This is a genomic window from Anaerohalosphaeraceae bacterium (assembly GCA_035378985.1).
In the GTDB taxonomy this organism is placed as follows: Bacteria; Planctomycetota; Phycisphaerae; order Sedimentisphaerales; family Anaerohalosphaeraceae; genus JAHDQI01.
Window position 1 is genome coordinate 284,380 of sequence record DAOSUR010000001.1, and the last position, 23,438, is coordinate 307,817.

A 23,438-nucleotide genomic window follows, 5' to 3' on the forward strand; every position below is an offset into this window, starting at 1 on the left:
CCTTCTATTGAAGAAAATCCAGCAGAGAGGTTGAAAAAATCTTTGACGCCGCCGTCAGCGACATCTCATAGAGCAGCTGATGACGCGCCAAATCAATAGACAATTGTGTGATATCCGCATCCAGCAGACGGCTGACCTCGTCTTCTGAATTGACTTTCATATCCTCCATACTGTCTTTCAGATTGCTGAGCGTTTCAATGCGGCCTCCGATAATCGGAAACGACCGCACCAGTTTCTGTTCAACCTCCTGCATGGACGCCAGAGTCGCGCCCATCAGACTGTCCAGCGTTTTGTCATCCAGATTCTGCGTATTGTTCAGCAAATCTCTGGCGTAAATCAAAATATTAAAAATATCATACGTTCCGGGAACACGAATCGGCTCCGTGCCGGTCTGTTTAATTCCGGTGGCATCCACATAGAGGACTTCCCCCGTCTCGGAATGGACGACGGCTGCATTGGTTTCCGTCCCGTCCACCGTTACCCAGCTGGCTCCGCCGTCAATCGACAATTGGTAATTGCCCGGACTGCCGGCTACAGTCAAATAAACATCTCCCCGAACACTCGAGGTGCCGGTGCCGGCGGCGGCACCGGTTGACCCGTAAAAAACCGGAGTCTGACGGGTATCATCCCGAAACAGCCGATCTCCGACCAGCAGAGCCGAAATCTCCATTCCCTCAATAATTTCGACATTCTGTTCCTGCTGACTGCCCTGATAGGTCACGCGGACAATCTGCCCATTGCTGTCCCGTTCAACCTGATAAGGTGCTTGTTCCGATTTCGCTCCGGCAAACAAATACTGGCCAAGCCGCTCAGAATTGGCAAATGAAACAATTTGTTCCAGCGCATTATTCAGTTCCGTCGCCAACGTACGCCGCACCTGGGTACTCGTTGTGCCGGACATCGTAGATGCCATCGAAGCCCGGGCATTCGCCAATTCACTCATAATGCTCTGAACAACAGATGAACTTAAATCCAAAATGCTGATAGCCTCCTCCATCGTTTTTAAATAAACCTCTTTTTCTCGCTTATCCGTCTGGAAACCGAGGATCTGGTTTCCGCGGCTCGGATCATCCGAAACCCGGTTAAGGTCCTGCCCCGTGGCCGCCTTCTGCTGAAGAACACTCAGGGCCCCCGAATGGCGGCTGATGGCCCAGTAGGTGGCCTTAAATATAGATTCCAAGGAATAACTCATCGCTTATCCTCGCTTGATTCCTTCACAAAATTCTTCGAACCGCACCTCTGAACCGAAGGCGTTTTCAGGACAAAATAGTCATAATCGTGTCAATGGAGTCGTTCACGGAATTCAGATATTTGGCCATGGCCTGAAACATCCGTTCATAGATAACCATCAACCCGGCCTGTTCATTGACATCCACACTGCTGATATTGTCGCGCTGCTCCTCCAGACTTCGCAGAATTTCCTGTGTATTGCTTTGCTGCATATCCAGAACGGAAATCTTCTGTCCGACATCCACCGCCAGCTGCCGATAATATTCCTTGGTCGTCATTCCGTTCAGTGCCGTCAGGGTTTGGTCTCCCAGACTTGCCATTGCCAGGCAGTTCCGGTTGTCCGTACCTTCTACGCCGGTCGAAACGGCAATTCGAGAGGCGTCCGAGCGAATATCATCCGTCACATCAATCGAGGAGGCGTCCCGCCCGCTGAAGAAACAGTTGATGCCCACGGCCGCCAGAAAACCCGATGTATCCGAATTGGCCAGGGCTTCAATGTTAATGACGTCACCGTCGTTTAAATACCCCGGGCTGGACCCGTTTGTTCCCAGCGTAATGGAAATTCCCTGCTCCAGCGGAATGGCCGTCCCCGGAACATACTCCTGCCCCAGCTGAACCGTCGCTACGACACTGCCTGAGCCGTCCCGAACTTCCAGCGACATTGTTCCGTTTCCAATCGCCAGCGTCTGACCGGGCGGATTGGTGTGGACGGTGCAGGTGTACGTCTGATTGACGGTACCGGTATATTGACCGGAGATGGCAATCGTCGGCGGTTTCTGGTCGTCACCCGGGCCGGCGCCCGCCAAAACAGGAGGAACGGTCGACGTCGGCGCCGTTAAAACCCCCGGAAGAAAATCGAATTTATAGCCGGTATTGGCCACAATCTGAAGACGCCCTGCATACAAACCCGTTGCCTCATCCAGTCCCGGAATCGACGCCAGGTCCGCTGCCACGCTTTCCAATGTGCTGGTTTCATCCACCGTGACTGTATAGCGAGTGGAAACACCGTCCGGGTCAATCACCCGAACATAAATTGTCCCCGACGTCACCGGCGGCACAAATTCCGCGACACTGCTTTCCGTCATCGTCCAGCCCGTCAGACTCGTAAACGAGCCGCTCGAACCGATGCCCTGGACATGCAGGCGGTTGATTTCCGAAATCAGCGTCACCGCCAGCGTATCCAGCTTCTCCATAAAATCCGCCAGTGTTTCATTCCGCAGCTCAAAAATAGCCCCCAATGTCCCCGATTGCAAAACGGTTTCGTACTGCTCCGTGCCGGCCGCAGCAATTCCCAGCAGGGTCTGCCCCCCCTCCTCCACCAAACCAAGCCGAATCGCACAGACATTTGAACCAATGACAATCGGAGTATCCGCCACCGCTACATCCACCACCCCATAATCACGGGTGGTGGTTCGAACCGTCACATATTCTCCCATCTGCCCAATCAGCAGGTCCCGCTGGTCCATCAGATTTCCGCACTCCTGCCCTTGAACCTGAAGAGAAAAAATCTCCTGATTCATCTGAGCAATCTGTTCTGCCAGCTGATTAATCTTCGAGACAACCTCCTGACCCTCTGTATAAAGAGAATCCTGAAGACTGTTGACAATGGAGGCGAGGTTTCGGAATTGACTGGTTAGTGTCTCCGCCGATGCCAGCACGGAGGTCTGATAGTTGACATCCTGCGGCCGAAGAGACAGGTTATAAAGAGAGGCATAAAAATTATCCAGACTTTCACTGATGCTGCTCAGCGACAGCTCCCCCATCGCACTTTCCACCACCCTCAGACCATCCAGTTTTCGGGACAGTGAGGATAAAGTGGAGTTGTACTGAAGCAGCTGCGCCTCCAGAAATTCATCCATTTTGCGCCGGATACCGGCAAAATCCACCCCCTGTCCGGTCATCACGCCGTTCATATAGGAATCCCGAGCCGGCCGCAAATCCACCTGCTGGCGGTGATAGCCCGGCGTGGCGGCGTTCGCCAGATTGTTGCCGATGACATTCAGCGCCTTTTGCGCTGCGCTGATTCCGCTCATCCCTATATCATAACCGGCCATCGTCCGCGTTCCTTCCTGCTGTCTTTCTCTATCCTTTCATCTTGACCAGCCCGGTTGAGTTCATTCCACCGACACGGCCGTGCGCATCATACAGTCCTCCCCCCGCCGGCTGCCCCGTGAGAACTTCCAGCAGCCGCCGATTCAGCCGCGCGCATTCACGAACCAGAAGCTCCGTCGCCAGATGCTGCCGACGAAGACGAGCCGTCAGTTCCTTCAGGCGTTCCTGCCGCTCCCGCAGCGGCACCTGCTGCATAGGCTCACATCGTCGGCAAATCTCCGACAGACACACCTGTTCAACCCGGCAGCCCATCGCCGCGGCGAACTGCTCCATCAAATGCCGACGGCGGGTTTCCATTTCGGAACCGATCCGTCCTTCCTCGTCCAGCTGCTCCCGCATCCGCTCGAGAGCCCCGGTGTCCCGCCGAATCAGAGCCCGGCGAAACTCATCCAGGAAGACCAATACCCGCTCCAGTGCCAGCGCCTGGCAGTCCAGATAGACCAGAAGTTCATCAACCTGCTGTCGGCTGATCGGCTTCATAATCGCTCATCCAATCCGGCCGGACCCGCCGAGTCGGCCGCATCCCTAAAAGATTCTTCTCTCATCCACTGCTGAACCATTTCTTTCCACAGCCCCACGCCGCCTTCCCGCGAAACCTGCTCTCCCAGAAACATCCAGAACATACTTTGAATTTGTTCTCTGAATCCGGTCTCCTCTCCTTCCTCCTCGTCATTGACTTCAAGGGATTCTGTGGCCTCTTTCATCTGTTTAAAAACCTGCTGGAGGAGTATCCCTTCAAACTGTTTGGCCGTTTCCTCCAGCTCTTTGGTTCGACCGACCGACTCCTGCCCTGCTCCCAGACGCTCGACAGCCGTCAACGAAGGCAAAGGCACAGGAGGAATCAGAGAATCAGATGGAAACTCTATCGGCATCACATCATCTCCAGCTTGGCCTGCAGGGCTCCGGCTCGGTTCAAGGCGTCAAAAATGGATATCAAATCCCGCGGTGAAGCCCCGATGGCATTCAAGGCCCGAGCCAGCTCCTCCACCGTTACCGTTCGGGGAACCGAAATGAGATACCCCTGCCGTTCCTCTACCGAGAGTGCAGTATCGTCAATGACGGCGGTCGTAGCCGACTCCGTAAACGGCGTTGTCGGCTGGGATACGTACTGCTGCTCTTTGATTTTGACCACCAGGTCACCCTGCGCAACGGCTGTCTCAGAAATACTCACCGTTCCGCCGACGACAATCGTTCCCGTCCGTTCATTGATCACGACAATCCCCGGCAAATCCACCTCCACCTCCAACTGCAGCAGCGAATCCACAAATTTCAGGATATCGGCATCCGCTACCGTATCGGGAATCCGCACCCGTATCGTCCCGGGGTCCTCCGCAAAAGCAGACTCCGGATACAGCCGGTCAATGGCCGCCCGAATCCGCTCTGCCGTCGTAAAGTTGTGATGCCGCAGCGACAGCGTGATATACCGCTGATTGCCGATCAATTGAACAAATCGGGATGTCTCCGCCCGCTCCACATAGGCACCGTTCGGAATCCGCCCGACTGTGGGATGATTTTTGGCGACCTTGCTGCCGGTCTTGCCTTCCACGGTCCACGAACTGGTTGAGACCGACGCCACCCGCGCCACAGCATAGACTTCGCCGTCCAGTCCTTTCAGTTCCGTCGCCAGCAGTGTCCCGCCCTGCAGACTCTTGGCGGCACCCAAAGCGGAGATGTTAATATCAATAAGAGAACCTTCCCGGTCCCACGGCCCCAGTTCCGCCGTAACCATCACAAGGGCGATATTCTCCGACCGAAGCATCTCCGGAGACAAACTCACCTGCCCTTCCCGCTGGAGAAGACTGGTGAGCATTTGAGCACTGGGCAGCGACCCGTCGCCGGTTCCGTTCAGGCCGACAACCAATCCCGTTCCGAACAGCGGGTTTCCACGAATCCCGTGCACCTGCACAATGTCAGCGACGCGGGCTGCAAAACCGACAGTCGCCCATCCTGCCAGGCAAAGGAGGGCAGCGGCCGATTTCTGTATTCTGCTGACGGTCTTCATTCTCATTGTCCTCTTTAGAACGGCCAGATTTTATCGAGAAATTTCCCCAGCCAGCCGGGTTTGGTAAAATCCTTTGTGACCCCTTCATTGACGGCAATCATCTGAAAATTCGCCACCTGTTCACTGCGAATCGTATTGTCAAAACTGATATCGCGCGGACGAACAATCCCGCTCACCTGAATCGTCTGGGTGTCGCCGTTTAACTCCCGCGTCCGCGTGCCCATCACCACCAGATTGCCGTTCGGGTGAATATCCATCACGACGACGGTAATTCGGTCTTCGATTTTCCGTTCGTCCTTGTAGTCCGACTTTCCGCTCAGACTTTTGCTTGAATCGACATCCACCTTAACCTTGCTGACGTTCGGAAGGATATGGCCGACTGAGATATCATCCCCGCCCAAATCAAAACTCCGATCGCTGGTACGGCTCAAATCCTGCTTGACCTTGTTGTCCACCTTGTGAATTTCGCTGATAATAATCGTCAGGACATCTCCAATCTGATTGGCCTTGTCATCCGCATACATCGGCTTGGCGGCGGTTGTCCGTTTGGCCCAAATCGAACCTGCCTGAAGCGAGCCGGAAGACAAGAGAAGCACCATCAGGACGAATCCGCAGTACCGGGCATGTTCAAACCAGTCTCTCTTCATTTGTTCTCCTTTTCCCATAAAGGCTGAACTGTGCCGTCCGCCATCACACGGCCCAGCACAATCCGTTCATCCGGACGTTGCCCTCGCTTGACCCGGATTATCTGGCCTTCCGCACCTTCATCGAGGGCCTCGCCGCCGGCGGTAATCTGCATCAGACCTGTATCAATTTTCAGCACAACCTTTTGGCGTCGCTGAACAAGAATCGGCGGTGCGGGCTTCTGAAGCCATTGGGGACGAATCACCGTTCCGGCTGAAATGGCCCGTCGGGCCGTCATCCCAACCACCTCGGCCAATTCCACCGTCTGCGGCTCCGGGGTCTCCGCTGTTTCCAAACGAACCGCCTGCGGAGAAATCACCTGGCCGACCGCAATATCCGACGCGGCAACGACCTGACGGCTGCGAAAGCGAACCTCAAATGGAATCAGAACACGGCTGATTTCCTGCCCATTTTCACGAAAGGACAAAATCACGGTCCGCCGACCCGGCGTCCGGTCGCTTCCCAAGAGCGGCACCACCTCACAGGATTTGCCGGCCTCCAACACACGGCCGGACAGCACTGTCGCCGCTTCCCCAATCACGGCATCCTGTCCGGCCAGCTGCGACTGAAGATACGCCCGGGCTGTTTCCAACAGCGATGCACCGCTCAGTTCCTGACCCTTTCGGCTCACCACAACTCGTTCCGCCCCCATCAGGCGAATCTTCTCCGGAGAGACTCCGCCTGCCGCCAGACAGCTGCGAATGGTCTGCTGGTCCAGCGTAATCTGCTGGCCCGGCATCGAAAAACGCCCCAGCGAAATCTTTCGAACAGCGGCCGCCAGGTCCTGTGACCCCTGCAGCAGACCGATTTGTCCTAATTCGATAACCTCTGTTTCAACCTGAGCGGCTCGAGGCAGATAAATCTCCAAACCGGCGTCCTGAGAAACCGCCGTGCACAGCAACACCCCGTTCAAAAGCATCCAAAGCTTCATTTGTTCACCTATTTTGACTACCGGATCAGCTGGCTCAGCTGCTGAAGCATATTGTCCCCTGTGCGAATGCACCGGGAGTTGATTTCATACCCGCGCTGCGCCGTAATCAGATTCACCAGCTCCTGCACCATTTCCACATTGGACTTTTCCAGATACATCGAAAGAATCGTTCCGTAGCCGTTCTGACCGGCCTGACCGGCCACCGCCGCCCCGCTGGCCTCCGTTTCCCGGTACAGGTTGTCTCCTTCCGCACTCAGGCCCGCCGGGTTCGGAAATCGATACAACTCAATCATCCCGACCACCTGCACGCCGGAGGGCGTCTGCACGGTCACCGTTCCGTCCGTGCCGATGTCCACCGCCATTGCATCCGTCGGAATGGTAATGCCCGGGCTGAGCTGATACCCGTTGGCCGTCACCAGATAGCCGTTGGCATCCTTCTGAAAGGCTCCATCCCGCGTGTACCGCAGTTCTCCGTTCGGCAACGTCACCTGGAAAAATCCCTCTCCCTGAATCGCCATATCCAGCTCATTGCCCGTATTCTCCAGCGAACCGGGGGTAAAAACACGGCTGGTGGAGGCAATCTTGACGCCGCTGCCGACCTCCAGACCGCTCGGTGCAGTCACGCCGGAAGTCACTTCCCGGTCGGCCTGCCGCATCTTCAAATACAGCAAATCCTGAAAATTCACACACGACCGCTTGAATCCGTTCGTATTGACGTTGGCCAGGTTATGGGCAATGATGTCCACCATTGTCTGCTGAGCATCCATTCCCGTGGCCGCCGTTGAAAAAGCACGCAGCATAAAATCTCCTTTCACGTATTAACCGCTGACAAAACGGCCTGCGAGGCTTCCCGCTGCTGACGCAGCACATTCATATTCGCCTCATACAGCCGGGACAGCGTCATCATACTGACCATTTCCTGAATCATCTGAACATTCGAGCTCTCCTGATAGCCCTGCCGCACCTTGACCCCCGCCGCAGGCATCGGCTGAACATCCGCCGGAGCGGCAAATACCCCGAATCCCGAAGGAATCAGCCGATGTTCATTCTCCCCAAAATCCGCCAATCGGAGCTGCCCGACCTGAACAGTTCCGATCCGCACCACACCATCCTGCGAAATCTGAATATCCCCCCCCAGTGCATCCGCCGGCAGATTAATCGGGCCGTTCTGTCCGGCTACAATCCGCCCCTGACTGTCCGTCAGCTGCCCCAGGGCATTAATCTGAAGACAGCCGTTGCGCGTATACATCGGCCCATCCGGCGTCTGAAGCGTCAGAAACCCACGTCCTTCCAGCGCTATATCCAGCGGACGGTCCGTCTGAATCAAACGTCCCTGCGAAAAATCTATTTCCTGGCGAGTCTGAATGGGATTGCTCCGGAGCGAACGATTCCCTGACAAGGCCTCCAAAGACTTCTGATACTCCTGTTCAAACGTCAGCACGCGCCGCTTGAAGCCGGCCGTTTGGGCATTGGCAGCGTTATGCGCCACCACCTCCAGCTGCCGAACCAGCCCGTTCAGTCCTGATGCGATTCGTTCCGCTCCGTCCGGCATTTAAACGTGAACCTCCGCTTCCGTTTCTTCCCAGGAATCTTCTTCCGATTCCGCTTCCAGACCCTGTTCAATCGCTGCCTGATTGGTCAGCCGAATCATCTCATCCTCACTGCGGGCATCCAGCCCGATCAGTTCCGCCACACAAAACGGCCCTGTTCCGGAGCACCCGACCCGCTGAACCTCGGCGATATCCTGCACTACACGCCCCGGCTCCACTTCAAAAATCACCAGAACCCGCTCCCGCCGGCTCACATTCAGAGCACCTCGAATCCGCAGCGTCGGCCCCGAAAACTCCACCACCTCCGCCTGCTGAAAAACCGGCATGGCGGGCTTGTCCGTCTGGACAAAAACCGGAAACTTCGCCACCCAGATCGGCTGATGAAGCGGAACCCGCACAAACCGCCGCCGGTTGATATACCGCGCATGGTCCACATGGCAGACCTTTAAATGCGTCCCTTCAGAGCTGATGACAACGACATCAAATCCCCACAGAACCGACCCGAGCATATACTGCAGGGTGCAGGCATCCCCCGCCTTCAGCGGAAACGGAGCGACCCCTTCGAGCGAAATCCCCGTCACCTCATTCGAAACCACCTTGCCCCGATAGTCTCGACTTTCCATCGGGAAATTCGGGACAATCCCCACCTCTGCATCTGTCGGAATCTGACGGCTGGTTAAATATTGACTCCGGCGATACCGTCCTTTAGAGGATGCACCGGTTTTTACAAACCCAATTTTGTACTTAATGGATTCAATCACCGTAATTTGACGTTTTCGCTGCTCCTCATCCGCCGCATCAGCCAGTGTCCGGCGCAGCAGCCGCCTCATCCCCGTCTCAAATTCCTGCGGGCGGAAATAAATATTGACCAGCTGTTTCATCCGGGCCTGACGGGCGATGGATAAAAGAACCTGACGCTCCTCCGGTGTCAGCCCGAAGAGGTTGGCCTTCTCTTCAAACAGACGAAGCTGCTTCTGGCGATTCCGCTCCCGCTGCTGCTGACGAATTGCCGCCAGAATCAGCAGCAGAACCGCAATCATCGACCATCCCAGAATAATGAACCACTTATTGGTCAGCAGAGCCGTCAGACCCGACTGGCTGCTGCGGTCCATCTGACGCATTGCTTCAAACCGCTCATATGGCGACAGCCCCGCCAGAAACAGCACAATCGGTTGAAGTCGGCTCAAAAAAACCATTCCGTTCGTTCCCTTTTTACCGAATCAGATTGGTCAGTTCACGCAGCACATCGTTGGCAACCCGAATCGTTCGGGCATTGGCCTGATAGCCGTTCTGGGCCTGCATCAGCGTCACAAACTCCGTCGCAATATCCACATTCGACTGCTCCAGACTCTGGCCGGTAATCTTGCCCGCACCGCTGCTGGCTGCCATCGTGGCAATAGGCTCTCCCGAGTTGGCCGTCGGCAGAAAATACCCGTTGCCGATCGATTCCAGACCGCCCGGGTTCTGGAAAATCCCGATTTGCAGCGCTGCAATATTGACTTTCACGCCGTTGGTAAATGTCCCCACAATCATCCCCGACTGGTCAATCATCACATTTGACAGGGAGCCGGCTGCATATCCGTCCTGTGTCAGCGCCGCCGCACTCGACTGCTGCGAGGCAAACTGCGTCAGCCCCGTAAACTCTCCCGGTGTCCCCAGCACCAGCTCAATCGTCTGAATCGCAGAGGGATTGCTCTCGAACTGAACTCCGATCACCGCCTCCTCACCGGGAACGGAAATTCCTTTGAAAGAACCGTCCGGATTAAACTCAATTCCGGAGATGCGGCGGTTCAGGGCGCTCGAATTATGAATATCATAACTGTCCCACGAACCTGCCATTTCGCCTGTAATGGAATCAATCACCAAATCCCAGGTATTGGTCGTATTGGTCTTGACAAATGTGCCGCTGAGCACATGCTGTTCGCCCATGTTGTCATAGACCGTAATCTTGAAGTTCTTGGTATCATTGCCGCCGATGGTCACATAGTCAAAAAACGTCGGCACAGTCATCTCATCCGTTCCGGCCGGCACATACGTCATATTGGTAATCATCGCCAGGTTATAGCCGGCCTGGTTGGCTGTAACGACAATCTTGCCGTCCGAATTCAGGGTCGCCGTCGAATCCGTAAACAGGGCGGTAATCTGGTCCAGCAAATCCTGAATAGTCGGCCCCGAGCCGGAAGCAGCTCCAACCCAGGTAATCGGCTGGTTCGTAAACTCTGTCCCGTCCTCCAGATATCCGGATACAAGAATCGTTCCGGTCGCACCGACCGCCAGCGGCGTGGTCCACTGGTCCAAATCAGACAAATAAGTATTGGCCGTTGCCACACGCTCCCCATTGCTGGTCGTAAAGGCCAGATTGGACACAATCTTATGCACCGTCGCTGCGGTGCTTTCCGCCGAAGCCCGGAGGTTGCCGTTCAGCGTAATCTCCGTCGTGGCCCGGGCGGGCATCGAGGCATCCCAGGGAATATGAATGCTCGTATCGCCGGCGGTCTGGAAGCCCTCACTTTCTCCGTAGTTGCCGATCCGCTGAACCCGGTAGCCTGTCGCCGGGTCCACAAGGGTATTGCTCGCATCCACCGCAAACGAGCCGATGCGCGTATAAACATTCTGCGAGCCGTTATTCAGCACAAAATACCCCGAACCGTCAATCGCCACATCCAAATCCTGACCGGTCGTAACGATGTTTCCCTGCGAGGTATTGACCCGAATCGAAGCAATCCCCACACCGCTCCCCATCTGCTGCGGATTGACTCCGCCCAGATTCCCCGCAGGACCGCTGGCCCGACGCAGGGTCTGGCTGAGCAGCTCGGCAAATGTTACTGAGCTGCCCTTAAAGCCGACCGTGTTGACATTGGCCAGGTTATTGCCCGCCACATCCAGCATCGCCTGATGGGCCTTCAGGCCCGATACACCCGCAGATAGTGCTGAACCCATATGCTCACTCCCTTTTGATTATTGAATGCTGTTGATTTCATCCAGAGAAACAGTAAGCGTTTCCAGAGCGGAACCATTTGCCGGATTCTTGGCCTCCACCTGCAAAACCGGCTCGCCGTCGACAAATCGAATCCCCTTGACGCTTCCTTCCAGCGTCTGCTGATAGGTCTCGTTATAAAAGGAAACCGTGTGCCCAAGAAGGGAGCGGGCATACTCGATTTCCGCCATCAGCATCGCCCCGGTAAATCCAAGATTCATCTTGCTGATCGTGTCGTTGATTGTCTCCAGATTGTTGTTCATCTTTTCCGACAGTTCCAGCTGGGTAAACTGGGCAAGTTGCGCCGCCATCTGCTGGTTATCCAACGGCTCCAGCGGATTCTGATACTGAAGTTCCGTTACCATCAGCTTCATAAAATCCAATTTCTGTTCTGCAGCAGACTTCACAGTCGCCATCTTGTTCCCTTCCATCAAAGGCACGTTATTGAACTGTTCAGACCTTTCCAAAAAGGATTTCCTTGCAACATCTATGCCAGCTCTCAGGATAAATCCGACATGCAGAAGCTCTAACCTCTTAAGGAAAAACCAGTTAAATGTTTTCTCCAAAACTTCCTGAATCCCGTTCTCTTTTCCAAACCGAGGTCAAAAATTTCGCACCTGTCGGAAAATTATTCCTCCCGCTCCGTTTCAATCTTTCGTTTCACCCGCCCAGCTTTCCGGAATAAGTCCGATAATCTTTCCCGAAAAAAATCCTTCTTCACATTCTTCCTCTTTTACCAGTTTTGAATTATTGGACCGTCCCATAATTTATTAAAGTTTCCTATTTCCGCCTGCCGATGGTAGCAGTACGCTGATTTGAACAAACTGAGGATGAACTGTTCCGTGAGTAAGTGCATATGACTTTGGAAAAGATTCTGGTCGTCGGCAGACAGCCGAACACGCAGCAGGCAGCCAGACCTTTTGCAAAGAAACTTTATGCCGCCGATGAAGTCGAAGACGTGTGGGAACTCCTGGAAGCCGTCGATCCAAACCTGCTAATTTTCGGTCAGGACGTGGACCGCACTGATATCCTCCAAACCCTTCAATCTCTCCGGAAAAATAACCAGCAGCGGCCTGTTCTGGTGCTCGGTCCGCTCAATCATCCCCCGCTGGAAACGTACTTGGCCGAATACAAATCCGCCGAGTGCGTTCTTAATATTGAAAACAATGATCAACTCGCCGATGCCGTCCGACGGCTCACACAAAGCGAAGAACTGCCGGCTTCCGACAACCGCTTTTTTATGGAAGACTGCCCCTCCTCGGTTTCCATTGTCGGAAAAAGCCGGGCCATGCTGCAGACGCTGCGAATGATTCGCCTGGTTGCTCAGAGCAACTGCAACCCTGTTTTGATTGTCGGGGAAACAGGCACCGGCAAAGAATTGGCCGCCCGTGCGGTCCACATCCTCCGCAACGGCAGTCAGCAGCGGTTTGTCGCTATCAACTGTGCCGCCCTGACCGCCAACCTGCTCGAAAGTGAACTCTTCGGTCACACCAAAGGTTCGTTTACCAGCGCTGACCGCGAAAAAATCGGCCTCCTGGAACTGGCCGGCACCGGTACCGTCTTCCTCGATGAAATCAGCGAAATGCCTCTCGACCTGCAGGCCAAACTCCTGCGGGTCCTTCAGGAACGAAAATTCCGAAAAGTCGGCGGGCTGGAGGAAATCGAATGCAAGGCAACCATCATCGCCTCCAGCAACCGAAATCTGTTCCAGGAAGTCGAAGCCGGCCGGTTTCGAAGGGACCTCTATTATCGGCTGTGCGTCTGCCCCATTCCTCTGGCTCCTCTGCGGGCCGAATCCCGAAGGGAAGATATTCTCCTGCTGGCCGAGTATTTTATCCAGACCTCCACGATCTGCCCGGAAAAGAGAGGAAAAATCAAAGGGCTGACCTCGATGGCCGCTGAAATGCTCACACGCTATCACTGGCCCGGCAATGTTCGGGAGCTGAAAAATGTGATTGAAAGAGCCATCCTCCTCGAATCCTCAGACCGAATCGGAACCAGCAACCTATTGCTGAATCCCGCCTTCTCCTTTGAGACTGATCAGCCGCAGGAGACCGCTCAAACCATTTCCATCAAAGATTTTTCCCTCGAGAAAGCGGAACGGGAACTGGTCAAAAAGGCCCTCGAAGAAGCCGGTTGGCAGAAAAGCCGTGCCGCTTCTCTGCTCGGAATCACACGGGCCACCCTCTACGCAAAAGTCAAACAGTACAACCTTCAGGAACCCGAAAAAAAGCCCCAGCCCGTTTCCTGACCCATCCTCTTCCGGCAAAATTTTCTGTACTGTCAAAATAGATAAAGTTCAGTTCCCCTTTATTACAGACCACTGAATATCCGTTGCCCTGCTGTCCGCAATCCCCTGTAAAGCATATTTCGCTATTCCAAAAGGAATCTCCTTATCACAGCGAAGCCGAACAATTTTCTTGGAAGAACCGTTCTTTCGGGCTGCCTGCCGGTCAATCAAATCGGCTATCACCGAGGAAACTTCTTTCACTTCTGAGACTTCTGCTGATACTCCATCCACCCTGAAAAACACCTTCCCCTCGCTATCCCTGCCGACTGTAACCGTTGCCAGAACATCCTCCTCCGACGGCTGGGCCGAACGAATGGACTCCGGCACCTGTACATCCGCTTTTTCCGCTGTAATAAACTGAAAAACCAGCATAAAAAAGATAATCAGCAGAAAAACCACGTCAATAATCGGCGTCATATCAAACGAACCTGTCGGTTCAAAGGGGAGATTCAAAAAACCTTTTCTCATTCATCTGCCTCAAATTCAAGTTCAAGAGGTTCATCATCCTCTTCGTCCGAACTTTCCATTTCCTCCGCTATTGGAGTTCTCGTTGGTTCCTCGTGGATATTTGACGGACCTTTGCGGAAACATCCCATCTCCGCAAGCCGCTCCAGGAGAGCCTCCATTTCGAAAGCTGCCTGACCCATCAGAGACTCAATCCGCATCCGGAAAAATCCATGCAGAACCAGTGCCGGAATTGCCACCAGCAATCCCCAAAACGTTGTCACCAAAGCAACGGAGATGGACTGAGCCAACTGGTCCGGACGGGGCTGTCCTTCCGAAGCCCCCAACACAATAAACGCCTGAATCATCCCGAAAACCGTTCCGAAAAGTCCGACCATCGGAGCCACGGTGCCAATCAGATGACATCCCTCTGCTCGCCGCATCAGGTCCAGTCCCTGTTCCCGCAGACTGTCCGCCGCTGCCTCCCGTACCAGCCCGAAGTCAAACCCCTTTTTTCTGTTTTGGGACAAAGCCCACAGAATTGCCCGGCCCAAAAAGTCCGGACTGCCCTTGAGACGTGCCTCTAACCCGAGCAATCCATATTGGCCCGCCAGGGCGGCTATCTGGCCCGCACGACTGTTCGGCAGCAAAACCTTCCGGCGGAGACGAAAGCCCAAATCCAACCCTAAAGCAAGCATTGCGGCCGACATCGGCAGCAATACAAACCAGACTATCGGTCCGCCGGCCAGAAAAAACCGGTCAAACCACGACGGTGCTTCCATCACTCCCAACCCTGTCGTCATTTCAAATCCTCAATCCGATTTTCCGGCTCATAATCCACACAAGTAAAACTGCCTCCGCTTCGCTGGGCTATTATCTCCAAAACCTGACGGTCCATCGGAGATGCCCAGAAAGCAATCGTATGAATCACCGCCTGCGGAGCCAGTTTCCTCCTCAATTCCTCTGCCTGTTCCGCAAGGCTGGCGGTTCCTTCCTTATCCAAATCAAAACCGTCCGTCAGAAAATAAATTAAATCCGGACCTCGCCCATCCGATGTCCGCAGCGACATAGCTCTGGCCAAGGCCGACAAGGCATCTGTTCGACCTTCCGGCCGAACAGACTCCGCCAGCTGAATCGCATCTTGTTTAGCGGCCGGCACTGCACGCAGCAGCTCACCCCTGCCGAGCTCCAAAATCCTCCCGTTTCCTCCAAAAAAAAGAACGGAAAAGAACTGGTCTGGAGTCAGACGCGACACAGCTTCCGCAAGCTGCCTGCGCACCAGCCCCATCCTTCCAAACATACTTCCGGAACAGTCCACAACAAAACAGATGCGTCCGGCTGCACTGCGATTCCCGAAAAAATTGACCAAAGGCCTAACCAACTCTTCCGAAAGGTGAGACGGGATTGAAAAAGAAGGGTTCCGTGTTGGTTCGGGCCTGACTTCAGGATGGGGCTTTCGTTCCGCAGAAGGGGATAAAAGCCGTTCGGATGTCAGCGGTTTTACCTGAGGTTTCGGTGCCGTCAGCTCCCTTATCCGCACAGCCGCAGGCGTCTCAATCGATGAAAAAGCCCCGCTACCGGGTCTATCCGAGGTCCCTCCGGATGGAAAACGAACAAAGGCCAGTGCCCCCAGACATACAGCATGCACCCCGGCTGAAAGAATCCAGCATCCCAATCCTCCAAACCACCGGCTCATCCGATTGGTCATCCCGTCTACCTCACCCGTCCAGACAACCTCAATCCTCCACACGCACCAGGGATTGGCCTGCAAACAGAAGATTGTACACCTCAATCACATCCCCGTTAAACAGACGGATGCATCCCCGGGAAGATTGTGTTCCGATGGTCTCCGGTTCTTTGGTGCCGTGGATAGCAAAGCCGGTTCTCCCTTTGGCCGGGCCTTCCAGCCCTTCCAGACCAATCCAGCGCGACCCAAGCGGATAATCCGGGTCGGTAGCCACATATCGCCGGCCGGTATCCGGGTCTGTCCACGGCGGCTGAATCAGTTTATCGTTCGGCTTGACTCGCCAAAGCCCTGTGGGGGTCTCCCGCCCCGGCATCCCAAGCCCAACTTTGTAGGTTTTGACATATTGATTCTGAAGGTACAAATCCATCGTAAACCGCTTGCGGCTGATTACCGCATGAAACGGACCTCGAATCACTTTAATCTTCTGTCCCGCCTGAAGCCCTTCCGCCTTTCGAATCCCGTTAATCTCCATCAGAATTTCATACGGAACCTTATACGTATTGGCGATCTTGACCAGCAAATCGCCCGTCTGAACCTGATACCACTCCGTCAGCGTATCCCCATCCAGCACCTCTCGACTGAACAGCCACCGTGCGGACAACAAGGCCAGCTGCCGCTTGATTTCATCCCGAAGCACCTCGCTCATCGGCATCTTCAGGGCTTCGTTAAGAGAATCCCTTGCCGCAATAATGTTCCCGGCCTTTCTGGCCTCCACGGCCTTTTCAATCAGAGTCCGAACTTCAGGACTGGCAGCAACCTGCGCTTCCGCCGCAGCCTGTTCCGCTGTTCCTGTCGTTCCCGCCGCCGAAACCGGCTCCGGAGACTTCGCCTGCGGAGAAGACTCAGACACTGCAGGTCCCGGCGCCGGAGCAGCAGCCGGAGCTGAGCTTGACGGTCCGGGCATCTCCAGGGCCGGCTCATCAGCCGCTTCCGCAGGAACCGGCTTTATTTCCGACAAAGAAACCTTCGGAATCTCCTCCGCCGTCGGGACGACCGCTGCTTTCTTCTTCCGCATTTGAATCAAAACCACCATTCCGGCAATCACAACCATCAGCGCAATGGCAATCAGACGATTCCGACGAGCGGCATCTCCGCCTGAACCATAGGGTCGATATTTTCCTTTGGCCAAATTACTGCCCTCCCGATTGGGTTCGTTTTCTGCACAGAAGAATTCCTGTTTCCGTTACAACAGCATCCACCGGCTCATCCTCAGGGCCGACGGGAACTTCTTCGACTACCTGAAACGAAAAAGCCAGAGCCCAGCGAGCTGCTGACAGCCCCGGATTCTTAAAAAAACGGTCATAATACGCCCCGCCCCGGCCCAGCCGATTCCCCTGAACATCAAAGGCTAAACCCGGTGTTAATACCAGGTCAATCTCTTCAAGCGGAACCGGCACGCCGCCGGTCGGATTGCGAAGACCTTTTTTCCCCGTCTCCAATCCGCTTTCCAAAGACTGAATCTCCACCGGAATCATATGCCGCTGCTCCCAGGAGATTTTCGGGACGGCAATTGTTTTTCCCTGCCGCCACGACTGAAGAATAAGCGGCGTTGTATCTACTTCATACGGCATTGACAAAAAAGCCATCACAACCGTCGCCTGCCGAAAAACATCCGACTCCATTACCCATCGGCAGATTTGACGGCTTTTCTCCAACCGTTCCTCCGCCGGAAGGGCTGCCAGCCGCGAACGAATCAGTGCCCGAAGCTCCGTTTTATTCATCTTGCGCCTGCCCGTTCTTTTCAGTCCTCCTCTTTTTACCTTCTCTTTCGAAATGGGCAACCTGTTTTTTCAGTTTTTCCAGATACTCCTTTATGGTTTTCTCCCGCCCGATGTCCTTGGGAACATAATACGGTTTTTCCAGCGGCTGTCCCAGATAATCCTGTTTGATATAACCCAGCGGACTTTCATGAGGATAGCGGTACCCGATGCCGAAGCCGAGCTTCTTGGCCCCCTCATAGTGCGAATCCCGAAGATGAGGAGGAACAGGGATCGTCCGGCCAGACTGGACATCGGATACCGCCGACCAAATCGCCTTCGCACAGGCATTCGATTTCGGGGCACAGGCAATATAAATCGCCGCCTGAGCCAAAGCCAGCTGGGCCTCCGGCATCCCGACAAACTCCGCTATCTGCAGTGCCGACGCCGCCAGAACCGTGGCCAGCGGGTCCGCATTCCCCACATCTTCCGCCGCACAAACCGCAATCCGACGGGCAATAAACCGCGGGTCCTCTCCGCCCGCTATCATCCGAGCCAGCCAGTACACCGTCGCATCCGGGTCCGAACCCCGCATCGACTTCTGCAGAGCGCTGGCCAAATCATAGTGGGTATCTCCCGTTCCGTCATAAACAATTGACTTGCGCTGAATCGACTCCCGAGCCGTTTCCAAGTCAATGCAAATCCGTTCTTTACCGCTTTTTTTCTGCTGAGATAAAACCGCCACCTCCAGGGCCGTCAGGGCCTTGCGGGCATCTCCATCGCTCATCACAGCCAAAAACTCCATCGCCTCCGGCTCTACATCCAGCGGCAAATTCCCGTATCCTCTTTGCGGGTCTTTCAGGGCTCGCGTTAAGATAGTGAAAATGTCTTCCTTTTTCAGCGGCTCAAAGGTAAAAATTGTACTGCGGCTGATTAAGGGAGAGTTTACAGAAAAAAACGGATTTTCGGTAGTAGCCCCTATCAGCGTTAAAACCCCATTTTCAGCATCATCCAGCAGCACATCCTGCTGAGCCCGGTTAAATCGGTGAATTTCATCAATAAACAGGAGGGTTTTTTGACGCTTTTCAATCAGCCGATCTTTGGCTTTTTCAATAATCTCCCGGATATCCTTTACCGATGCGGCCGGAGCGCTGAGATAATGGAATGCCGCCTCAATCTGTCCGGCAACAATCTGGGCCAGCGTCGTCTTGCCGCAGCCCGGCGGACCATAAAAAATCAAACTCGTTATCGTTCCCCCCTCCAGCATCCGGCGAAGAAGCTTGCCCGGCCCCACAAAATGCTCTTGCCCCACAAACTCATCCAGGGTTCTCGGCCGCATTCGAACCGCAAGCGGTGCATTCGCACTGAGGGCATCTTTCTCTGCACCGGAAAAGAGAGATTCCGCTTGTCCCTTTCTCATATCTTCTGATTATACCAGAGATTGAGAAAAAGTCTATTCTCTTTCCGGAGCTGAAACGATGAAGAATCAAAAAAGAAAAGATGGAGAAGATGGGATATTTAGGTTGTCGCAGCGGAAGCAAAAACCTTAACGCGTCCCTTCCCTGCCTGTTTGGCTGCATACAGGGCCTGGTCTGTGGCCTTTGTCACATCGCTGATACAGCTGTCCGGTGAGTATTGCCCAACTCCTACGCTGATAGAAAGTTCTATCCGATGCCCCTCCCACACCATCGGCGTACTTTTCACCATTTCTACCATTCGCTCTGCGACAACCACGGCATCTTCCAGAGAGGTATTCGGCAAAATCACGGCAAACTCATCTCCTCCATACCGGGCCGCAATATCAATCTGACGAATGCAGGCACTGATCCGGCGGGCAATCTGCTTAATCGCCATATCCCCTGCCTTGTGTCCGTAATTGTCATTAATCGGCTTCAGATTATCCACATCCGCCATAATGATAGACAGATTTGTGGTATAGCGCTGGGCGCGGCGAAGTTCAATTTCAAGCTGCTCATAAAATGTGCGGTGATTGAGCATACCCGTCAGACCATCTGTCTTGGCCTGCCGCTGTGTTTTTTCAAACAAATGAATATTGCCTATGGAAGCGCCTATCAGATGACGAAACAGCTCCACAATGGCGATATCATCCGAGGTAAAACTGCCGCCCCCGATTTTTTCACTGAAATTCAAAACCCCGACAACCCGGCCGTGGCAGACCAGCGGAGCAATAATACAGCTGCGCGTTTTATAGTTCCCCGAAAACTGCCGAAGTGTTCGGTTAATTTGAGGACTGCGAAGCGATTCATCCCCCTCCACCACCAACAACTCTTTGCTTCGAATTGCCGCCACCATCGGTGAAGGCGGATTCTGATTCAGCGATACGATATTGTTAATTAGAAACGGATGATTATTTTTTTCCAAATGAAGAATATCACTGGTTTCATCCAGAATATACAAAGAAGCCAATTTGGCTCCGATTAACTGCGGAATTTCCGTAACACACAAATCCGCAATTCGTTTGACATCCAGACAATTAATCTGTTTCGCCAAGGGGGTAATCGTGACCAAACGACATTCACCGGCCGAACACAAACGTTCTGAGAGTCTGTTTTGTTCTTTTTCTTTTGACATAATCCTTTTTCTTGCCTTCTCCGAAAAAGCTTACTCCATTCCAAAGATGTCGTTTCTATATCGGTACTCCGGAGCGGAAAGTTAACCCTTTAAGTCTCTAAAAATCCTTGAAAAAGATGTCTTTCCTGAATCTGGAAAAACAAAACAACCGCGTTATTATCGGACCTGCCCATACAAAACAGCTCTCTTCTCTTGGCTCTTTTCAAACTTTCCCAATTTCTCTATAACCCCTCCCCCGGAAATACGAACGGAAAAATTTTCAACCTTACCTTTTGCGTAAATCCCTGTCTTCCTTCAACTTGCCATTTTTCTGCAAAAATTTTTTAAAAATTTCAATTTTTTTCTCGACATTTAAAAAATGTATTTTACATTTTGTAAAACGTAAAATATATTTCGAACACCCGGACGCTCAGCGAAAAGCTCTGACTGGAGCAAATAGGGTGTTTTCGAAAAAATGAAGATTCTCTAAAAAGCCAAAATTACTAACCGGAACCCGAAGACAACTCGATAAACAGCTGGATATGAACAAACAGCAGCGGCGAACTTTTGACGTGCCGGCTAAACTTTTCAGGATCGGTGAAATCGTCCGATACACCCCCTTCACAAGACAAACCATTCATAACTACACCATTATGGGACTCATCCGAGAGTCCGGCTGGACCGAGGGCGGCCACCGACTCTATGATGAATCGGTTTTTGAACGCCTTCAAAAAATTGCGGAACTTCGAAAAACAAAAACCCTCACAGAAATCCGAAAACTGCTCAGCGAAGAATCGGCGCCGGAGGTGAAAAACTGACAGGGCAGCTGCAAGCCCTTAGGAAAAGGAAGGATATGGACATCACAACCGCAAAAACCGAGCACCTCACCGAGCTGCTGACGCAAATCCTCGAGTTTACGGAACAGCGAAAAGAAATTCTCTTCCGCAATATCTTTGACCGAGGCAATCCCGGATTTGTTCCTCAAGACCTGCCGACAGCAGAGTTCGCTCACTGTATGACCCGGGCACTTTGCGAACACCTTTGCCGAAATCGTCTGCTCTTCTGCGACAGTTCTCATATACGATTTGAAACAAACGGAAATCTGAAGGTGGAGCCCCTGACGGACTCCGAAGCCCATCTCCTGCTGAGAAACAATCCGCCGCTTTATCTTCAGATGCAGATGCAAAAATTGTCCGAAAACCTTTTGAATAATCGAATTGCGGCTGAATTGCTCTCGCATATCAAGAGCAAAACGGCCGCCGCCAGATAAGACCGCCCCGCGAGCCGCCGGCTCGTTTGAAGAAACGCTGAAGGGACACCGGCCGGTGTCCCGGGAAAAACACGATGGGAGCGGAGCGGCCCGGTTTGTCTTTAAACCGTGCCCCGCTGCACACCACGATTCAGGACAACATCGAAGGCAGGGCAGAATGACACAGATTAGGAACGAGGAGAACAGCCGAGCCGCTGTGATGGCTGTAGCCAGCGGCAAAGGCAGAGTGGGAAAAACCAATATTTCAGTGAATTTGGCTATTTGCCTGGCCGCCGCCGGTCAGCGCATTGTTCTGATTGATGCTGACCTTGGTTTGGGAAATTTGGACGTCATAATGAACCTCAACAGTCGCTACAACTTGTCGCATGTGATTGACGGCCGCAAAACTCTTGACCAGATTACCCAGATCGGGCCGGCCGGGATTGAGGTCATCTGCGGCGGTTCCGGCCTGGAAAATATGGCCAATTTATCCCCTTTTCAGCATCATCGCCTTATCAGCCAATTCAACCGACTCCAAAACAGAACGGATATGATTGTCATCGATACCGGCGCCGGCATCGGTCAAAATGTTATCGGGTTTTGTATGGCTGCCGACCACACCCTTGTAGTAACAACCCCTGAACCTACGGCAATTACCGATGCTTATGCCGTCATTAAAATCCTTGCCGGCAAAAAATATCCCGGGCGAATCAGTCTTCTGGTCAATATGGCCTCTTCCATTGAAGAAGGCAAAAAAATATCTCGGCAGATTGCCCAGGTGGCCGCCCGATTTCTGGCCACCCCCATCTATGAAGCAGGAATTCTCTGCCGCGATGAATGTCTTCAGGCCGCCGTCTGCATGCAGAAACCGGTCGTTTTGGCGTTCCCCAAATCCCCTTTTTCAAGAGGGATCCGAACGCTCAGCCATCGGCTGACCAATACAAGTCCCATGCAGACTTCCGGCGAAGGGTTCTTTCGAAAAGTAGTGAACTGGTTTTTCTAAAGATGCAGGGCCTTTTTGCCGATAACTAAACGCTCTGTCAAAAAACCTGCGCGCAGAGCAGAAAAAAAAATAAGGGATTTACCAGCAAGGTTATCGGACGCGGCCATGCAAAGTGCGGAAATGAATGTGTCAGACATGGAGGTTTAGGCATGAAAACCGCCCGTATCCAAAATGTGGAGCAGGTTTGGGAAGAGTTCTTCCGAACGCGCTCCAATGAAGCCCGCAATCAGCTCCTTGAGCATTATCTGCCTTTAGCCAAATACACTGCAGAACGAATCTGGGCAAAACTCCCCGACAAAGTAGATATCGACGACCTGATTAGTGCCGGTATTTTCGGACTGAAGGACGCCATCGACGCCTTTGACCCCAAACGAGGCGTCAAGTTTGAAACCTACTGCACACCGCGAATTCGCGGAAGCATTTTGGATGAACTTCGCAGTATGGACTGGGTCCCTCGGCTGGTCCGAGCTCGTGCTCATCAGCTCGACAGAGCCATGCAGACGCTCGAGGCCCATTTGGGACGGCTGCCGACCGAAGAGGAGCTGGCCGAGGAAATGGAACTGGAAAAACACGAATTTCACCGGCTTCAGCGGGACGCCAACGTCGTCGGCCTGGTTTCCCTTAACACCAAATTCAGCGAATCAGACGGCGATAAGGACATCCGGGAGATTGACATCATTGAAGACCAGCGAAGCAAAAATCCCGTCATCGAAGCCCAGAAACGCGACCTCAAAAATCTTTTAACCAAAGGACTTACGCGGGCGGAAAAACTGATTATTATCCTCTATTATTATGAAGAAATGACGATGAAGGAAATCGGTGCCACGCTCGACCTCTCTGAATCCCGCGTCTCACAGATGCATTCCTCCATTATCGCTCGCCTCAAAGCCCAGCTCAACAGTCGCAAAAAGGAATTCGCTGTGTCCGCAGACTGATGAAATTCTCCTCTTC

Annotated in this window: 24 protein-coding genes; 5 read left to right on the plus strand and 19 right to left on the minus strand. The window is 53.5% G+C overall.

Annotated elements, in window-relative coordinates; genetic code table 11:
- Positions 1-4 precede the first annotated feature (4 nt).
- The 12 genes from flgL to PKY88_01330 form a co-directional block, all read right to left on the minus strand.
- Entirely contained in the window at positions 5-1,192 is a 1,188-nt protein-coding gene (flgL, locus tag PKY88_01275) for a flagellar hook-associated protein FlgL (protein ID HOQ03831.1), read from the minus strand.
- A 64-nt stretch (positions 1,193-1,256) separates the two neighbouring features.
- Positions 1,257-3,284 carry a flagellar hook-associated protein FlgK gene (gene flgK, locus PKY88_01280; protein ID HOQ03832.1) on the minus strand — a complete coding sequence of 676 codons (2,028 nt, stop codon included), beginning with the start codon at positions 3,282-3,284 and terminating at the stop codon, positions 1,257-1,259.
- 28 nt (positions 3,285-3,312) lie between these two features.
- Positions 3,313-3,822 (minus strand): flagellar protein FlgN, encoded by a 510-nt coding sequence (locus tag PKY88_01285; protein HOQ03833.1) that lies wholly within the window; start codon positions 3,820-3,822, stop codon positions 3,313-3,315.
- Positions 3,819-4,217: a hypothetical protein gene (locus PKY88_01290; GenBank protein ID HOQ03834.1), complete on the minus strand. Its 399-nt coding sequence runs from the start codon at positions 4,215-4,217 to the stop codon at positions 3,819-3,821. Before PKY88_01290 ends, PKY88_01285 begins: the two co-directional genes overlap by 4 nt.
- Positions 4,214-5,344 (minus strand): flagellar basal body P-ring protein FlgI, encoded by a 1,131-nt coding sequence (locus PKY88_01295; protein ID HOQ03835.1) that lies wholly within the window; start codon positions 5,342-5,344, stop codon positions 4,214-4,216. Before PKY88_01295 ends, PKY88_01290 begins: the two co-directional genes overlap by 4 nt.
- 14 nt (positions 5,345-5,358) lie before the next feature.
- Positions 5,359-5,991 carry a flagellar basal body L-ring protein FlgH gene (locus PKY88_01300; GenBank protein ID HOQ03836.1) on the minus strand — a complete coding sequence of 211 codons (633 nt, stop codon included), beginning with the start codon at positions 5,989-5,991 and terminating at the stop codon, positions 5,359-5,361.
- The gene (flgA, locus tag PKY88_01305) at positions 5,988-6,959 is read right to left on the minus strand and encodes a flagellar basal body P-ring formation chaperone FlgA (protein ID HOQ03837.1); all 972 of its coding nucleotides are present in this window, start codon (positions 6,957-6,959) and stop codon (positions 5,988-5,990) included. Before flgA ends, PKY88_01300 begins: the two co-directional genes overlap by 4 nt.
- Before the next feature lie 17 nt (positions 6,960-6,976).
- Positions 6,977-7,759 (minus strand): flagellar basal-body rod protein FlgG, encoded by a 783-nt coding sequence (gene flgG / locus PKY88_01310; GenBank protein HOQ03838.1) that lies wholly within the window; start codon positions 7,757-7,759, stop codon positions 6,977-6,979.
- An 11-nt stretch (positions 7,760-7,770) separates the two neighbouring features.
- Positions 7,771-8,511, minus strand: coding sequence for a flagellar hook basal-body protein (locus PKY88_01315; protein ID HOQ03839.1), 741 nt, complete (start codon positions 8,509-8,511; stop codon positions 7,771-7,773).
- Positions 8,512-9,696: a hypothetical protein gene (locus PKY88_01320; protein ID HOQ03840.1), complete on the minus strand. Its 1,185-nt coding sequence runs from the start codon at positions 9,694-9,696 to the stop codon at positions 8,512-8,514.
- A 25-nt stretch (positions 9,697-9,721) separates the two neighbouring features.
- Positions 9,722-11,449 carry a flagellar hook-basal body complex protein gene (locus tag PKY88_01325; protein ID HOQ03841.1) on the minus strand — a complete coding sequence of 576 codons (1,728 nt, stop codon included), beginning with the start codon at positions 11,447-11,449 and terminating at the stop codon, positions 9,722-9,724.
- 18 nt (positions 11,450-11,467) lie between these two features.
- A complete protein-coding gene (locus PKY88_01330) occupies positions 11,468-11,902 on the minus strand; it encodes a flagellar hook capping FlgD N-terminal domain-containing protein (protein HOQ03842.1) in 435 nt (144 codons plus the stop codon).
- 440 nt (positions 11,903-12,342) lie between these two features.
- Here PKY88_01330 and PKY88_01335 point away from each other — a divergent pair, with 440 nt between their 5' ends.
- The gene (locus PKY88_01335; GenBank protein HOQ03843.1) at positions 12,343-13,737 is read left to right on the plus strand and encodes a sigma-54 dependent transcriptional regulator; all 1,395 of its coding nucleotides are present in this window, start codon (positions 12,343-12,345) and stop codon (positions 13,735-13,737) included.
- Positions 13,738-13,785: 48 nt separating this feature from the next.
- On the opposite strand, the gene PKY88_01340 is transcribed toward PKY88_01335, so the two are convergent.
- From PKY88_01340 to PKY88_01370, 7 genes are all read right to left on the minus strand, one after another.
- The gene (locus PKY88_01340) at positions 13,786-14,244 is read right to left on the minus strand and encodes a biopolymer transporter ExbD (GenBank protein ID HOQ03844.1); all 459 of its coding nucleotides are present in this window, start codon (positions 14,242-14,244) and stop codon (positions 13,786-13,788) included.
- Entirely contained in the window at positions 14,241-15,023 is a 783-nt protein-coding gene (locus tag PKY88_01345; protein HOQ03845.1) for a MotA/TolQ/ExbB proton channel family protein, read from the minus strand. Before PKY88_01345 ends, PKY88_01340 begins: the two co-directional genes overlap by 4 nt.
- Positions 15,020-16,012, minus strand: coding sequence for a VWA domain-containing protein (locus tag PKY88_01350; protein ID HOQ03846.1), 993 nt, complete (start codon positions 16,010-16,012; stop codon positions 15,020-15,022). The genes PKY88_01345 and PKY88_01350 overlap by 4 nt, the downstream gene beginning before the upstream one ends.
- The gene (locus tag PKY88_01355) at positions 15,957-17,096 is read right to left on the minus strand and encodes a L,D-transpeptidase family protein (protein ID HOQ03847.1); all 1,140 of its coding nucleotides are present in this window, start codon (positions 17,094-17,096) and stop codon (positions 15,957-15,959) included. Before PKY88_01355 ends, PKY88_01350 begins: the two co-directional genes overlap by 56 nt.
- Position 17,097: 1 nt before the next feature.
- Positions 17,098-17,688 carry a 5-formyltetrahydrofolate cyclo-ligase gene (locus tag PKY88_01360; GenBank protein ID HOQ03848.1) on the minus strand — a complete coding sequence of 197 codons (591 nt, stop codon included), beginning with the start codon at positions 17,686-17,688 and terminating at the stop codon, positions 17,098-17,100.
- The gene (locus PKY88_01365) at positions 17,681-19,084 is read right to left on the minus strand and encodes a replication-associated recombination protein A (protein HOQ03849.1); all 1,404 of its coding nucleotides are present in this window, start codon (positions 19,082-19,084) and stop codon (positions 17,681-17,683) included. The genes PKY88_01360 and PKY88_01365 overlap by 8 nt, the downstream gene beginning before the upstream one ends.
- 98 nt (positions 19,085-19,182) lie before the next feature.
- Complete coding sequence (locus tag PKY88_01370) at positions 19,183-20,193, minus strand: sensor domain-containing diguanylate cyclase (protein ID HOQ03850.1); 1,011 nt, start codon at positions 20,191-20,193, stop codon at positions 19,183-19,185.
- 584 nt (positions 20,194-20,777) lie between these two features.
- On the opposite strand from PKY88_01370, the gene PKY88_01375 reads away from it, so the two are divergent.
- The 4 genes from PKY88_01375 (at position 20,778) to PKY88_01390 (ending at position 23,422) form a co-directional block, all read left to right on the plus strand.
- Complete coding sequence (locus PKY88_01375) at positions 20,778-21,053, plus strand: MerR family transcriptional regulator (protein HOQ03851.1); 276 nt, start codon at positions 20,778-20,780, stop codon at positions 21,051-21,053.
- A 35-nt stretch (positions 21,054-21,088) separates the two neighbouring features.
- Entirely contained in the window at positions 21,089-21,505 is a 417-nt protein-coding gene (locus PKY88_01380; GenBank protein ID HOQ03852.1) for a hypothetical protein, read from the plus strand.
- A 157-nt stretch (positions 21,506-21,662) separates the two neighbouring features.
- Positions 21,663-22,487 carry a MinD/ParA family protein gene (locus PKY88_01385; protein ID HOQ03853.1) on the plus strand — a complete coding sequence of 275 codons (825 nt, stop codon included), beginning with the start codon at positions 21,663-21,665 and terminating at the stop codon, positions 22,485-22,487.
- 149 nt (positions 22,488-22,636) lie between these two features.
- The gene (locus tag PKY88_01390; protein ID HOQ03854.1) at positions 22,637-23,422 is read left to right on the plus strand and encodes a FliA/WhiG family RNA polymerase sigma factor; all 786 of its coding nucleotides are present in this window, start codon (positions 22,637-22,639) and stop codon (positions 23,420-23,422) included.
- Positions 23,423-23,438: the final 16 nt, after the last annotated feature.

Bases quoted from the DNA above. Each gene is read 5' to 3' on its own strand.
- flgL (HOQ03831.1), bottom strand. From the start codon at position 1,192: ATGAGTTATTCCTTGGAATCTATATTTAAGGCCACCTACTGGGCCATC.
- PKY88_01285 (HOQ03833.1), bottom strand. From the start codon at position 3,822: ATGAAGCCGATCAGCCGACAGCAGGTTGATGAACTTCTGGTCTATCTG.
- flgG (HOQ03838.1), bottom strand. From the start codon at position 7,759: ATGCTGCGTGCTTTTTCAACGGCGGCCACGGGAATGGATGCTCAGCAG.
- PKY88_01295 (HOQ03835.1), bottom strand. From the start codon at position 5,344: ATGAAGACCGTCAGCAGAATACAGAAATCGGCCGCTGCCCTCCTTTGC.
- PKY88_01340 (HOQ03844.1), bottom strand. From the start codon at position 14,244: ATGAGAAAAGGTTTTTTGAATCTCCCCTTTGAACCGACAGGTTCGTTT.
- PKY88_01300 (HOQ03836.1), bottom strand. From the start codon at position 5,991: ATGAAGAGAGACTGGTTTGAACATGCCCGGTACTGCGGATTCGTCCTG.
- flgK (HOQ03832.1), bottom strand. From the start codon at position 3,284: ATGGCCGGTTATGATATAGGGATGAGCGGAATCAGCGCAGCGCAAAAG.
- PKY88_01330 (HOQ03842.1), bottom strand. From the start codon at position 11,902: ATGGCGACTGTGAAGTCTGCTGCAGAACAGAAATTGGATTTTATGAAG.
- PKY88_01315 (HOQ03839.1), bottom strand. From the start codon at position 8,511: ATGCCGGACGGAGCGGAACGAATCGCATCAGGACTGAACGGGCTGGTT.
- PKY88_01345 (HOQ03845.1), bottom strand. From the start codon at position 15,023: ATGACGACAGGGTTGGGAGTGATGGAAGCACCGTCGTGGTTTGACCGG.
- flgA (HOQ03837.1), bottom strand. From the start codon at position 6,959: ATGAAGCTTTGGATGCTTTTGAACGGGGTGTTGCTGTGCACGGCGGTT.
- PKY88_01360 (HOQ03848.1), bottom strand. From the start codon at position 17,688: ATGAATAAAACGGAGCTTCGGGCACTGATTCGTTCGCGGCTGGCAGCC.
- PKY88_01380 (HOQ03852.1), top strand. From the start codon at position 21,089: ATGGACATCACAACCGCAAAAACCGAGCACCTCACCGAGCTGCTGACG.
- PKY88_01365 (HOQ03849.1), bottom strand. From the start codon at position 19,084: ATGAGAAAGGGACAAGCGGAATCTCTCTTTTCCGGTGCAGAGAAAGAT.
- PKY88_01390 (HOQ03854.1), top strand. From the start codon at position 22,637: ATGAAAACCGCCCGTATCCAAAATGTGGAGCAGGTTTGGGAAGAGTTC.
- PKY88_01335 (HOQ03843.1), top strand. From the start codon at position 12,343: ATGACTTTGGAAAAGATTCTGGTCGTCGGCAGACAGCCGAACACGCAG.
- PKY88_01385 (HOQ03853.1), top strand. From the start codon at position 21,663: ATGACACAGATTAGGAACGAGGAGAACAGCCGAGCCGCTGTGATGGCT.
- PKY88_01325 (HOQ03841.1), bottom strand. From the start codon at position 11,449: ATGGGTTCAGCACTATCTGCGGGTGTATCGGGCCTGAAGGCCCATCAG.
- PKY88_01375 (HOQ03851.1), top strand. From the start codon at position 20,778: ATGAACAAACAGCAGCGGCGAACTTTTGACGTGCCGGCTAAACTTTTC.